The organism is Acinetobacter sp. 1125_18A, from assembly GCF_052824985.1.
On the sequence record NZ_VTDG01000018.1, the window covers coordinates 26806 to 38923 of the forward strand.

Sequence of the window (12118 nt, forward strand, 5' to 3'; positions counted from 1 at the left end):
TCAGTAAAGGGTCAATGGAAACTTGAACATTCAAGCATAGATGACTGTGAATTGAGTTATGAGTAGCGTTTTAGCAGCTTTAAAAATTCTTGTAATTCAGCTTCGTCTACGGCTTGAGTGTCTTTAATCACATGCTCGGTTAAATGCTGCTCAATCAATTCATTCATTAAGCCATTCACGGCACCTTTAATTGCTGCAACTTGCTGTAAAACGCTGATACATGAGCTGCTCTGATCAACCAAAGCTTCTTCAATCGCATGAATTTGCCCTTTTAGTCGTTTCACTCGATTGAGGACTTTTTTATCTTGATGTAAATGACTCATAAATTAATCCGCTATTTAACATACTCCCTTATAGTATATTTTAAATTGAAATTATATACTCATAGGGAGTATATAGGATCACGCCTCATGCAATTCAAGACCATTCAGCGAAAGCATAGCCATCAATTTGATCAAGGTAATCCTTTAGCACAAAAGAAAATCTTATGGGCGACCATTTTGACTGGATTGATGATGATTTTTGAGATTGCGGGAGGCTGGATTTTTAATTCCATGGCCTTACTCGCAGATGGTTGGCATATGAGTTCGCATATGCTGGCATTAGGTTTGGCTTATGCTGCTTATCGAGCTGCTCGTTATTATGCGCAGGATTCTCGTTTTAGTTTTGGTACATGGAAAATTGAAATTCTTGCTGGCTATAGCAGTGCAATTCTATTGATGGTGGTGGCCTTATTTATGGCCTTCCAGTCGCTAGTGCGTTTATTCCATCCTGTGCAGATTCATTATAATGAAGCGATTTTGATTGCTATTTTAGGCTTATTGGTCAATTTAGTTTGTGCATGGTTATTACACGATCATGCTGACCATCACCATCACCATCACCATCACCATCACCATCACCATCACTCACATAGACATAATGACCATCATGGACATGATTTAAATCAAAAAGCTGCGTTTTTACATGTGGTTGCAGATGCACTGACCTCTGTCTTGGCGATTATTGCTCTTTTTGCTGCAAAGTATTTGGGTTGGGACTTTTTGGATGCCGTATTGGGTATTGTTGGGGCAATTTTAGTCGGACGTTGGTCATATGGTTTAATCAAAGAAACGGCGCAAACATTATTAGATGCGGAAATGGATCATCCTGTAGTCGATGAAGTACGTGAAGTGATTGAGCATCTAAATGTTGAAGCAAAAATAACCGATATTCATGTATGGAAAGTCGCTAAAGCCAAATTTTCAGTGATTTTAGCGCTTGAATCCAATGATAAAAATTTAAATGCTGATCAGGTACGCCACGCTTTATCTATTCATAAACAATTGGTGCATATTTCTGTTGAAATCAACAAAACGGCGATGTTTAGTTGGGTTTCACGTGAAACCTGAGCAAGAATAAAGTACAGCTTTTTTAACAGTTCAAGGTACTGTGATCGGTAGAGAACCATTGCAAATAGAGATAAGGATCAATCACAGTTTTTAAACAAGTCAGCTGATGAATTATGCTTTAATGCATCTCAATATTTATTTTTGATTTTATCGATTTATGTTAAAGCAATTTATCGCACTGAGCTTAAGTCTGGCTTTTTGTACAGCTGGCTTTGCCAGTGTCGAGACTGTGAAAGCAAAATTAGCACAGCAGTATCCCAATGTAAAAATTAATAATCTGCAAACAACAGAAATGCAGGGTTTATATAGTGGGACCTTGGATAATCAAATTGTTTATGTCAATGAGGATGCTCAGCATTTATTTATTGGTTCAATGATTCGTTTGAAAGATCAGCATAATTTAACCAAAGATTTAGCAGTTAAAGAAAATACGATAGATTTTAAAGCATTACCTTTGAATGATGCTGTAAAAATAGTCAGGGGGAATGGTAAGCGTCAGCTTGCAATCTTTTCTGACCCAAATTGCCCATATTGCAAGACGCTTGAAGGGAATTTAGCCAAGCTCAATGATGTGACAATTTATACATTTATCTATTCCATCAAAGCACAATCGATTTTGCCATCTAAGCAAGTATGGTGTTCTGCAAATAAAGAATATGCATGGAAAAATTTGATTCAAAATGGGATTAAACCAACTGCACCAGCAAATTGTGCAACGCCAATCGAGCGTAATTTGGAATTAGGTAAAAAATTAGGTTTGCATGGAACACCTGCAATTATTTTCTCAAATGGTTATAAGGTGATGGGTGCCTACCCTGCCGAAGAAATTGAGAAAATATGGAAAAATTTTGGATTATAAACAGCGCTTAGAAACTGATAGCGTAAAAAAGCACCCATCGAGGGTGCTTTTTATATTGAGGAGAAAATTTAAGTACGTTTGGCAATCATGTTATAGATAAAGAGTACCACTATTGCACCAATGACTGAGGCAATAAATCCAGCTGATGCACCTTTTGGATATAGGCCGAGTAATTGACCTCCATAGGTTGCAACCAATGAACCTACAATACCGAGTGCTGTTGTTACAATGAAGCCAGCTTTATCATCACCTGGGTGAATTGCACGTGCAATCAAACCTGCAATAAAACCAATCACAATTGCACTAATCAGTGACATCATAATCTTTCTCCTTTTTCTTTATTTTGTCGTGAGTTACTGCATCGAATTAGTTTAATAATCAAATATTCTCTAGTGAAGTAAAAGCGCTTATTTGCTACAAGTTGTTGCATTTTTGTTCACTACAACAGCTAAAAAAATAAAAAAAGGGACCGAAGTCGCTTAACTCATTTTAGTTAAAATGATGTGATGAGGTCTCAATTAAAGACCAATTTCTCCAATAAATGGAATGTGACGATATTTTTGATCATAGTCTAAGCCATAGCCCACAATGAATTTATCTTCAACTTCAAAGCCAAGAAATTTCACATCTAAGTCGATTTCACGGCGAGACGGTTTGCTGACTAAAGTACACAGCTCGATCGAGTTGGGATGACGTGTACTTAAAATTTCCAATACTTTGCTTAAGGTATTGCCAGAGTCAATAATATCTTCCACGACTAAGATATCCTTACCGCGAATTTCGCCGTCTAAATCTTTGAGGATTCTGACATCACGAGAAGATGTTGTACTGCCACCATAGCTTGAAACGGTCATAAAATCGAGTTCATGAGTCTTACTGATTGCACGACATAAATCAGCCATAAAAATCACTGAACCACGCAATAAACCAATTAAGACAAGCTCTTTATCGCTATTGGCATAATGCGCATCAATTTTTTTACCAAGTTCCTGAACTTTTGCATGAATTTCTTCAGCAGAAATCATCACTTTCATTTCAATAGTCATGGGAAATACCTAAAAACCTAAACATCAAATTCTAAAATTAAAAAAGGTGTTGACTAGCAACACCCTAAAAGATGACATAATTTTAAAACATATCAGATCAAGATGCATCTTTTTTGACATTTGAAAATGTAAATGTCCTAATTTAAACCGAAATGATCAATGTGCATCACGTTTTAAAACGAATGCACAGATTACAAAAACTGTACCAATCAAAATCAGTTTTTTCTTTGATTTACGCGGTTTTTGTTTGGTTTTGCTCATAGGCTTTTTGTCCATAAATATAGGTGGCTTGAATATTGCGATCATCCCCCATGGTAAATAAGGCAAATAATGCATCGTCTATGTTTTTAGCACGTTCCTGACGCAGTTGTTGTAGCGCCGTTGCTTTTAAATCTAGCACAACAAAATCGGCTTCTTTACCGATGTTGAAATTGCCCAATTGCTCATCTAAATGCAGCGCTTTCGCCCCACCAAGCGTTGCATGGTAAAGTGATTCCATCGCCGAAAGTTTATCACCTTGGAGTTGTTGCACTTTGTAGGCTTCATTGAGGGTTTGTAATTGGCAAAATGCTGTTCCTGCACCAATATCTGTTCCTAAGCCGACTTTCACCTGCTTTTCCCAGGATTTTTTTAATGGGAATAAACCACTTCCCAAAAATAAGTTTGAAGTCGGGCAAAATGCAATCGCTGAATCAGTTGCATGCATGCAATCCCACTCATGCTCTTCTAAATGAACACAATGTGCAAAAACAGAACGCTCTCCTGTTAAACCATAGTGGTGATAGACATCCAGATAACCTTTCTGCTCTGGGAATAAGTCTTTGACCCATGCAATTTCATTTTTATTTTCACTGAGATGGGTATGCACATATACCGTTGGATACTCTGCTTTTAACTGCCCTGCTTTTGCCAATTGCTCAGGTGTAGAGGTTGGAGCAAAACGCGGAGTAATGGCATATAGGTTACGACCTCTACCATGCCATTTTTCAATCAGTGCTTTAGAGTCAAGATATGCGCTTTCAGCAGTGTCTTTCAGTGCTTCAGGTGCATGACGATCCATCATGACTTTACCTGCAATTAAACGCATCTGATGCTGTTCTGCCGCTTCAAATAAGGCATCGACTGATTGGGGATGTACCGTACAAAAAACCAGTGCTGTTGTGGTGCCATTTTTAAGTAATTCTTGGACAAAAAACTGTGCGATTTTGTCGGCATAGGTTTTATCTGCAAACTGAATTTCTGTTGGAAAAGTATAGGTATTTAACCATTCTAAAAGTTGTTCACCATATGCACCCACCATTTCTGTTTGTGGAAAATGAATATGGGTGTCAATAAAACCAGGCACAATCAGTTGTTCTGGGTAGTGATCAATTTGAATATCATCTGTCAGGTGAGACTGTGCATCTTCCCAAGGGCCAAACCATGTGATTTTGCCTTGCTCTGTGATCAGTAAACCATCTTCGATATAACGAACTTGATCTAATATTTGAGTTGCTTGAGAAACGGTATTTTTAATATCAAGAAAACGCCCACGAACCGCTGTTTTCTGTACAACACAAGACATGTAGAACCTGCAATTTATCCTTTTTTCGATTGATTGTACCTGAAATTTGTATCAGGTGCTGTATGCAGTTTTGCGCGAAAGCATTCTAAAAAATTGAATAACGTTATTTTTTATTGTTTTAGCGCAGGGAAATTTTTATCGAAATATAACTAAAATTAGTGGCTAAAGGCATATTCTATATTGTGAGTTTATCTTTATAGCAACAATCGCTACAGTCTTGGAAAATGGTGAAATAAGACAACAATGGACAATACTAAACAGTTAAAACAGATCATCTATTCATGTCCTGAATTGATGCTTCGGTTACAGTATTTGCGAGATATTCATGCACATGCATACTTGAGTGCAGGTGTAATTCGTAACTTGGTATGGTCTATTTTACATCATCAGAGTTATGGATTTGATCAGATTGAAATCGATGTCATTTTCTATGATTTAAATGATCAACAAGGCCTTAAAGAACAACATTTGACTGAATTGTTAAAGCAAAAATTTCCCAATAATGAATGGGATGTGGTCAATCAAGCCTATGTGCATTTGTGGTATAAAACAGATGATGGACGCTCTATCTCTCAATACCAATCCTTATTCGATGCTTTATCCGTATGGGTTGAAACGGCAACCGCAATTGCAGTACGTTTACTTGAAAATGATGATATCGAAATTATTGCGCCGTTTGGGCTAAATGATTTGTTTGAATTAAAATTGAGATGGAATAAACGTTTGGTCAGTTATCCAGTTTTTTTAGCACGAATTCAGGCTAAACAGTTTTTGACCAGATGGGAAAAGCTGGTTGTTGTGGATGATTAGGGGATCTGGATTTAAATCAATCAAGCCATAGAAGATCATACTCCAAGACAACAGATGGCTATTACAACAGATGACTAGGCTGATGGATAAAGATTTCATTTCAATACTGTCCATACAATTTAAATCGTTGAGTATTATTGATCATAAAAAAGCCTTCCAATTGGAAGGCTCGATCTAGTGTTTATAAAGTTGTTTCATGATGTTTTTTGCTATGGCGAATAGAAAGCCAAGCGGTAATTGCCAAGACAATCACAATAAAACCTAACGAAATCCAAATCGGCATATGGAAGACATCCAGCATTAACATTTTAAAGCCAATGAAGACTAAGATGATGCCTAGGCCATAAGGCAAGTAATGCATTTTAGACGCGGCACCCGACAATAAGAAAAACATTGCACGTAGACCTAAGATCGCCATTAAATTCGCAGTTAATACAATAAATGGATCACTGGTCACCGCAAAAATCGCTGGAATAGAATCGACCGCGAAAATTACATCTGAAGCTTCGACTAAAATTAAGACTAGGAATAACGGGGTTGCCCACAACACACCATTTTGACGAACAAAGAATTGAGCACCTTCTAATTTTGGGGTGATTCGCATATGTTTACGTAGCCACTTTAGAATAGCCATATCTTCGATATTGGTTTCTTCTTCATCCTGTCCTTTAAGGAATTTATAGCCTGTATAAACCAAGAAAGCACCAAAGAGATAAAGCACCCAAGAGAATTCTTGAACGAACCATGCGCCAATAAAAATAAAGATGGTACGTAAAATAATTGCACCTAATACACCATAGAGCAGAATTTTACGTTGTAAGCCTTGTGGAATCGCAAATGCAGCAAAGATCATCAACCAGACAAAGACATTGTCGATCGCTAATGATTTTTCAAGTAGATAACCTGCAAAGTATTCCATGACTTTGCTATTGGCAATTGAAACACCCGCGGTTTGTTGTAGATATAGCCATAAACCACCACCAAATAACGCTGCAACACTGACCCATGCAATGCTCCAGTAGGCAGCAGTTTTAATTTTGACTTCTTGTCCTTCTTTTTGTTTAAAGCCTAAAAAGTCGATCAGTAGCATGACAATAACAATAGCGAAGAACGCTAGATACAGCCATGGATTGCCAATAGTTTCCATAAAACTCTCCGAATCTGGCAATCAGGCATAAAAAAACCTTGACCTGTTGCCAGATGATTAAACATCTGTGTCAACATGATCAAGGTCTTGCCTACATTTGAGTTATGTACATCAATCTCAAATGCTCAGATACCGGCTTTTTTCAAAGCGTAATGACGATATTCTGATAAAGGAGGCTACTCCCCTTGTTCAATATACTGTGTAAGAAATCTTTCATTTCTTAATATCTAGTGAGAATCGCATATTTATTAAAAATGTGCAAATTTTGAATGTATTTTTATGTAGTTTATTTTATGTACAAAATTCAGCGCTGGTTTTTAGCACAACAAAAGCTTGATTGAGCGTTGAATTATGATGCTGAATAATACGGTCAGCATTGAGAACCTTTGAATCTATTGTGCTGTGCGCATCTGAAATTAATGTCACTTTATAATTTAAGTCTTTTGCTGCACGGCTTGTGCTATCGATACAAAATTCAGTTTTTAAACCACAGATGATCACTTCTTCAACATTTAAAGATTCTAATTGTTGTGATAAATCTGTTTGGAAAAAGCAATTTGGCCGTGTTTTTTCTAAGATGTAATCTGTATTAGGATCAATATTTAATTCAGCAATGAGTTGAGTCATTGGACTATTTGATGCGAGTCCTGTGCCAGCTAAACCAACATGACGTATCGCAAAAATCGGAATGTGTTTAACACGAGCATATTCAATGAGCTGATTGACGTTTTTCAACAATTGATCAGCTTGAAATGGAGGATGCTGTGCATGAAATAGGCCATTTTGTAGATCAATAACGAGTAAGGCTTGTTTATTGTGATACTCAGACATGAGTTTCTCCGTAAATATTGACCAAATCACGGAGCAAAAAATAACCCCGCTCATTGGCAGGGTTGGTTTCTACATTTTATTTTAATGTATACGTCCACACTGCCGATGCAGTGTGGTAGTTAATAATTTAAATAAAATGATTGGTTGCATTGATGATCATTGTTTTATCAAAGTAATTTAATTAAGTTAAAGTTTTTAACTCAGTATGTCACTTTAAAACTTGTAAAAAGATATTTAGGGTCTGTTGGCATTTCATAAATGGCTTGCGTTGTAGGTTAAAATTGAGCAGGCAAGGCATTAAACGAAGAGAATAGTGGGTCTATTTTCGAGTTTCATAACGAAGGCTGAGATAATTTTAACCACAACCCTGAGCAAGAACAAAGCACTGCTTTGTTTGCAGCGCAAGGCGCAGCGGGGGACTAGTGTATTTTTTGCCGCTACGTTGTTACGAACTACTTATTTAGAATGACTAAATTTCGTATTTCGCGCCTAGTATCGCCTAAAAAACACACGTAGTCGCAAACGTAGACGAATTGTCAACAGACCCTATTTTTTTGAATAAAATCTTTACGTTGTACAAGCACTAAAGCTAATAGTGTCCCAAGAACAGCGATTATACCGCCAACGATGCCAATATGGTTGAGCCCATAACTGGTGGTTACTAGCCCGCCAAGCAAAGCACCACCACCAATACCTACATTGTAAAGTCCTGAATAAATTGCCATCGCGACATCAGTGGCATCAGAAGCTAAAGCTAAGGTTTTGGCTTGTTGAGCTAAGCTAAAGCAAATAATCGCCATACCCCAAAATAAACTCAGTAGACTAAAGCTGGTAAAATCAGTGCTCAGTGAAGTCAGCAATAACATCGAAACAGCCAGTACAGCACTACTTAACGGTATTGGGAGTTTGGGATATTTTTTGGCAAATTTACCAAATAAATAAGAGCCAAAGAAACCCGCTGCGCCATAGATCAATAATAAGGTTGTGGTCTGTGTCGAGCTAAAATGTGCAACATTCAGAGCAAAAGGTTCGATATAACTGTATGCGGTAAATTGCGCGGTAATCACAATAATGGTCAGAGCAAAAACAATCATTAGGCTTGGGCGTTTTAAAAATACCTTTAAACTACTCAGAGAACCTGAATTGACGCTTGGTAAGCGTGGCAATGTTTTGGCTAAGATGACGCAAACTATAGCCGCACCAATTGCAATCAAAGCGAAAGTATTACGCCAACCATAAGATTCACCAATCATTCGTCCAAATGGAATACCTAAAACCATCGCCAATGCTGTACCTGTGGCCAATAGCCCCAAAGCTTGAAATTCCTTACCTTTGGGGGCGACTCGTACTGCCAGTGATGCAGTGATTGACCAAAATAAAGCATGAGAAAATGCGATACCAATTCGACTGATCAGGAGTACATCGAAACTCCATGCAAAATAAGATAATGCATGACTGGCCACAAAGACCATAAACAAGATGATCAGTAAAAACCGTCGTTCAATATTTTTGGTTAGTAACATGATCGGCAATGAAATGGGTGCAACAACCCATGCATATAGAGTAATCATGATACCAACATCAGTTGCAGGCATCGCAAAGCTTTTTCCAATGTCACTCAGTAAAGCCACAGGAACGAATTCTGTGGTATTGAAAATAAATGCTGCGAAAGCAAGGCTAATCACACTGATCCATTGCTGGGATTCACTGGGGGCAGATTGTGGTGCTGGAGTTTGGGGAGATAAGGCAGACATGGTCAATATTAAAAGAGGTTAGCACTAAATTTTAGGCTGAATTGTGGATAAAGTTAAGCTAAGTTTGTTGTATCAAAAATAAAACTGTCAGACAAAATTTAACAATAATTCAAATATAGTTATGGCATTTTGAATAGGCCTATAAATTTAAACGTATATAAGAGTAAATAAAATGTTAGAAATCAGACATAAAGATGATGGTAAAAAAGGTGAATTTTATATTGGTGAAGAAGGTCACCATTTGGCTGAAATGGCATACACATGGGCGGGTGAAAATATGTTGATTATTGACCATACACTTGTAGAAGATGAATTGCGTGGTCAAAGTGTAGGTCGGAAATTATTAGATCAAGTTGTAGAGATGGCTCGCTCAAAGAATGTGAAAATTATTCCACTCTGCCCTTTTTCAAAATCAGTGTTTGATAAAGATCAATCGATTCATGATGTTTTGAAATCTTAAGTTTGCTTTGCTACAGTGGAATTGTGTTATAGAACATCCATGAGAAAGAATATATGCAATTCCAACATGTAGACAATCAACAAAAAGGTGAATTTTACTTCGATAATGAGCAAGGTAAGCGAATTGCTGAGATCAGTTATTTATGGCACGGTGAGCATCAGGTCATTGCGAACCATACTTGGGTAGATGACTCCTTGCGTGGTCATGGAATTGCGCGTCAGTTGTTGGATACTTTGGTTGAATTTGCGCGTGAAAAGCAGCTTAAAATTGTACCAACTTGTTCCTATGTCGAAGTCATGTTTAGACGTGATAAAAGTTTTGTTGATGTGAAAGCTTAGCTTTATTATTGTGTGCCCAATGTTCATTGGGCCATTCAGATTCGGTTAGAAGATTAAACATGTTTAAAAAAATGATAATCACTGTATTGTTATTGAGCAGTTCATCGTTCAGTTTAGCAATGAGTTGTTTTGAATTAAATTTGCAAACCTATAAAAAAGAGCAAGAAATACAGCCTAGTTGGGAGTTGTTAGGCAAATCTAAACATCGTATTTATTTTTATTCAGCACCCAAAAACATCTGTAAGATGAATGATACTTTTGTGCTTCAAAATGATCATGTCACGGCTTATTCAATCTATAAAGACAAGAAAAAACAAGACTGGGTTTATGTGATATTTAATGATCCAAATCAAAATATAGAAGATGATCTGATTGAAGGTTGGGTCAAGCTTAAGGATTTTAAATTTATTGAAAGAACACCCTCCGTAAATCAATAAAAAAAACCCACAAATTTTTGTGGGTTTTCTACACTTTATTTCGACTTATTTTGCTTTTAATGCTGCAATCAATTTTTGATGTAATCCACCAAAACCACCATTGGACATAATCACCACAGCATCGCCCTCACCTGCTTGTGTAACAACGGTACTGATAATGTCATCCAGTGTACGAGCCACAACGGCTTTATTGGTTGCAGCGTCAATGACAGGCTGTAAATCCCAGTCCAAACCTTCAGGTTGATACCACATCACTTCATCTGCAAGACGTGCAGAATGTGCCAAGCCATCTTTATGACTGCCCATACGCATGGTGTTTGAACGAGGTTCAATAATCGCCCAAAGCTTACGTTCACCTAAACGTTTACGTGCACCTTCAAGTGTTGTATCAATCGCAGTTGGGTGGTGGGCAAAGTCATCATATACTTCAATACCATTTACCGTATCAAGTAATTCCATTCGACGTTTCACCCCACCAAAATTCGATAAGGCTTCACATGCTGTTTCAATTGAAACACCGACATGTTCAGCAGCTGCAATGGTTGCTAAAGCATTGGCAACACTGTGTTGCCCTGTCATATTCCACTTCACTTCACCTTTTACTATGCCGTGTTGAAGCACTTTAAAATGTGAACCATCCGTAGAAAGCTGTTCAGCATAAACTTCAGCATTGTTATTGGCGTCAAGTGAAGTCCTTACGACAGGTGTCCAACAACCCATTTGCAACACTTCATCAATATTGGTTTCGCTAATTGGGGCAATGATACGACCTTCACTTGGAATGGTACGGACCAAATGATGGAACTGTTTTTGAATCGCTGCTAGATCATCAAAAATATCGGCATGGTCAAATTCAAGATTATTTAAAATCGCAGTTTTTGGATGGTAATGTACGAACTTAGAGCGTTTATCAAAAAAAGCAGAGTCATATTCATCTGCTTCTACACAGAAGTATTTTCCACCCCCTAAACGTGCGCTTTCACTAAAGCCTAAAGGTACACCACCAATTAAAAAGCCAGGATTTAAACCTGCTTGATCCAGTACCCAAGCCAGCATTGTTGTTGTTGTGGTTTTACCATGGGTACCTGCAACACCAAGCACATGTTTGCCTTGTAATACATGGTCAGCAAGGAATTGTGGACCTGAAATATATGCTAAACCTTCATTGAGCATATATTCCACCGCATCTATACCACGCTTCATTGCATTGCCTACAATGACAAGATCTGGATGTGGCTGTAAATGGCTACGGTCATAGCCTTGCATTAAGGTAATGCCAGCATTTTCGAGTTGGGTCGACATCGGTGGATAAACGTTCGCATCTGAACCGGTGACCTTATGTCCTAAATCACGCGCCAATAGCGCCAATGAACCCATAAAGGTGCCGCAAATACCCAAAATATGCAGATGCATTCGTGTTAACTCCAGTGCTTTTATAGACACATCACTTTGTTGTTGTGGTGTAGCCGTTTCATTTGATT

Annotated in this window: 14 protein-coding genes; 6 read left to right on the plus strand and 8 right to left on the minus strand. The window is 37.8% G+C overall.

What is annotated here, in order from left to right:
* Window positions 1–56: 56 nt before the first annotated feature.
* Window positions 57–323, minus strand: a complete 267-nt coding sequence (locus FY049_RS20040) for a metal/formaldehyde-sensitive transcriptional repressor (protein WP_004718949.1) — start codon at window positions 321–323, stop codon at window positions 57–59.
* Window positions 324–410: 87 nt separating this feature from the next.
* Here FY049_RS20040 and dmeF point away from each other — a divergent pair, with 87 nt between their 5' ends.
* Together dmeF and FY049_RS20050 are read left to right on the plus strand one after the other, a co-directional pair.
* On the plus strand, window positions 411–1391 hold the full coding sequence (dmeF, locus tag FY049_RS20045) for a CDF family Co(II)/Ni(II) efflux transporter DmeF (RefSeq protein ID WP_446084218.1): 981 nt from the start codon (window positions 411–413) through the stop codon (window positions 1389–1391).
* A gap of 157 nt (window positions 1392–1548) precedes the next feature.
* Complete coding sequence (locus FY049_RS20050; protein ID WP_262782756.1) at window positions 1549–2250, plus strand: DsbC family protein; 702 nt, start codon at window positions 1549–1551, stop codon at window positions 2248–2250.
* A 68-nt stretch (window positions 2251–2318) separates the two neighbouring features.
* Here the strand turns inward: FY049_RS20050 and FY049_RS20055 are convergent, their stop codons facing one another.
* The 3 genes from FY049_RS20055 to guaD all read right to left on the minus strand — a co-directional run bounded on the left by FY049_RS20055 (window position 2319) and on the right by guaD (window position 4860).
* The gene (locus tag FY049_RS20055) at window positions 2319–2570 is read right to left on the minus strand and encodes a GlsB/YeaQ/YmgE family stress response membrane protein (protein WP_004718955.1); all 252 of its coding nucleotides are present in this window, start codon (window positions 2568–2570) and stop codon (window positions 2319–2321) included.
* A 198-nt stretch (window positions 2571–2768) separates the two neighbouring features.
* Entirely contained in the window at window positions 2769–3296 is a 528-nt protein-coding gene (gene hpt / locus FY049_RS20060; RefSeq protein WP_004718958.1) for a hypoxanthine phosphoribosyltransferase, read from the minus strand.
* Between the two features lie 232 nt (window positions 3297–3528).
* A complete protein-coding gene (gene guaD / locus FY049_RS20065) occupies window positions 3529–4860 on the minus strand; it encodes a guanine deaminase (RefSeq protein ID WP_262782757.1) in 1332 nt (443 codons plus the stop codon).
* A gap of 243 nt (window positions 4861–5103) precedes the next feature.
* On the opposite strand from guaD, the gene FY049_RS20070 reads away from it, so the two are divergent.
* Window positions 5104–5670: a nucleotidyltransferase family protein gene (locus FY049_RS20070; RefSeq protein WP_262782758.1), complete on the plus strand. Its 567-nt coding sequence runs from the start codon at window positions 5104–5106 to the stop codon at window positions 5668–5670.
* Between the two features lie 181 nt (window positions 5671–5851).
* On the opposite strand, the gene FY049_RS20075 is transcribed toward FY049_RS20070, so the two are convergent.
* From FY049_RS20075 to FY049_RS20085, 3 genes are all read right to left on the minus strand, one after another.
* Window positions 5852–6817, minus strand: coding sequence for a TerC family protein (locus FY049_RS20075; protein ID WP_004718969.1), 966 nt, complete (start codon window positions 6815–6817; stop codon window positions 5852–5854).
* 291 nt (window positions 6818–7108) lie between these two features.
* Entirely contained in the window at window positions 7109–7648 is a 540-nt protein-coding gene (locus FY049_RS20080) for a cysteine hydrolase family protein (protein WP_224964486.1), read from the minus strand.
* Window positions 7649–8184: 536 nt separating this feature from the next.
* Entirely contained in the window at window positions 8185–9402 is a 1218-nt protein-coding gene (locus tag FY049_RS20085) for a sugar transporter (protein ID WP_056515506.1), read from the minus strand.
* A 172-nt stretch (window positions 9403–9574) separates the two neighbouring features.
* Here FY049_RS20085 and FY049_RS20090 point away from each other — a divergent pair, with 172 nt between their 5' ends.
* The 3 genes from FY049_RS20090 to FY049_RS20100 are packed head-to-tail and all read left to right on the plus strand — an operon-like array spanning window position 9575 to window position 10637.
* Window positions 9575–9862 carry a GNAT family N-acetyltransferase gene (locus FY049_RS20090; protein ID WP_004818159.1) on the plus strand — a complete coding sequence of 96 codons (288 nt, stop codon included), beginning with the start codon at window positions 9575–9577 and terminating at the stop codon, window positions 9860–9862.
* A 53-nt stretch (window positions 9863–9915) separates the two neighbouring features.
* Complete coding sequence (locus FY049_RS20095; RefSeq protein WP_333669991.1) at window positions 9916–10200, plus strand: GNAT family N-acetyltransferase; 285 nt, start codon at window positions 9916–9918, stop codon at window positions 10198–10200.
* A gap of 59 nt (window positions 10201–10259) precedes the next feature.
* Complete coding sequence (locus FY049_RS20100) at window positions 10260–10637, plus strand: hypothetical protein (RefSeq protein WP_333669988.1); 378 nt, start codon at window positions 10260–10262, stop codon at window positions 10635–10637.
* Window positions 10638–10682: 45 nt separating this feature from the next.
* Here FY049_RS20100 and mpl read toward each other — a convergent pair whose 3' ends face one another.
* The gene (mpl, locus tag FY049_RS20105; RefSeq protein WP_333665907.1) at window positions 10683–12050 is read right to left on the minus strand and encodes a UDP-N-acetylmuramate:L-alanyl-gamma-D-glutamyl-meso-diaminopimelate ligase; all 1368 of its coding nucleotides are present in this window, start codon (window positions 12048–12050) and stop codon (window positions 10683–10685) included.
* Window positions 12051–12118: the final 68 nt, after the last annotated feature.

Coding starts and splice junctions, on each gene's coding strand:
- FY049_RS20040 (WP_004718949.1), bottom strand. CDS start 323: ATGAGTCATTTACATCAAGATAAAAAAGTCCTCAATCGAGTGAAACGA.
- dmeF (WP_446084218.1), top strand. CDS start 411: ATGCAATTCAAGACCATTCAGCGAAAGCATAGCCATCAATTTGATCAA.
- FY049_RS20050 (WP_262782756.1), top strand. CDS start 1,549: ATGTTAAAGCAATTTATCGCACTGAGCTTAAGTCTGGCTTTTTGTACA.
- FY049_RS20055 (WP_004718955.1), bottom strand. CDS start 2,570: ATGATGTCACTGATTAGTGCAATTGTGATTGGTTTTATTGCAGGTTTG.
- hpt (WP_004718958.1), bottom strand. CDS start 3,296: ATGACTATTGAAATGAAAGTGATGATTTCTGCTGAAGAAATTCATGCA.
- guaD (WP_262782757.1), bottom strand. CDS start 4,860: ATGTCTTGTGTTGTACAGAAAACAGCGGTTCGTGGGCGTTTTCTTGAT.
- FY049_RS20070 (WP_262782758.1), top strand. CDS start 5,104: ATGGACAATACTAAACAGTTAAAACAGATCATCTATTCATGTCCTGAA.
- FY049_RS20075 (WP_004718969.1), bottom strand. CDS start 6,817: ATGGAAACTATTGGCAATCCATGGCTGTATCTAGCGTTCTTCGCTATT.
- FY049_RS20080 (WP_224964486.1), bottom strand. CDS start 7,648: ATGTCTGAGTATCACAATAAACAAGCCTTACTCGTTATTGATCTACAA.
- FY049_RS20085 (WP_056515506.1), bottom strand. CDS start 9,402: ATGTCTGCCTTATCTCCCCAAACTCCAGCACCACAATCTGCCCCCAGT.
- FY049_RS20090 (WP_004818159.1), top strand. CDS start 9,575: ATGTTAGAAATCAGACATAAAGATGATGGTAAAAAAGGTGAATTTTAT.
- FY049_RS20095 (WP_333669991.1), top strand. CDS start 9,916: ATGCAATTCCAACATGTAGACAATCAACAAAAAGGTGAATTTTACTTC.
- FY049_RS20100 (WP_333669988.1), top strand. CDS start 10,260: ATGTTTAAAAAAATGATAATCACTGTATTGTTATTGAGCAGTTCATCG.
- mpl (WP_333665907.1), bottom strand. CDS start 12,050: ATGCATCTGCATATTTTGGGTATTTGCGGCACCTTTATGGGTTCATTG.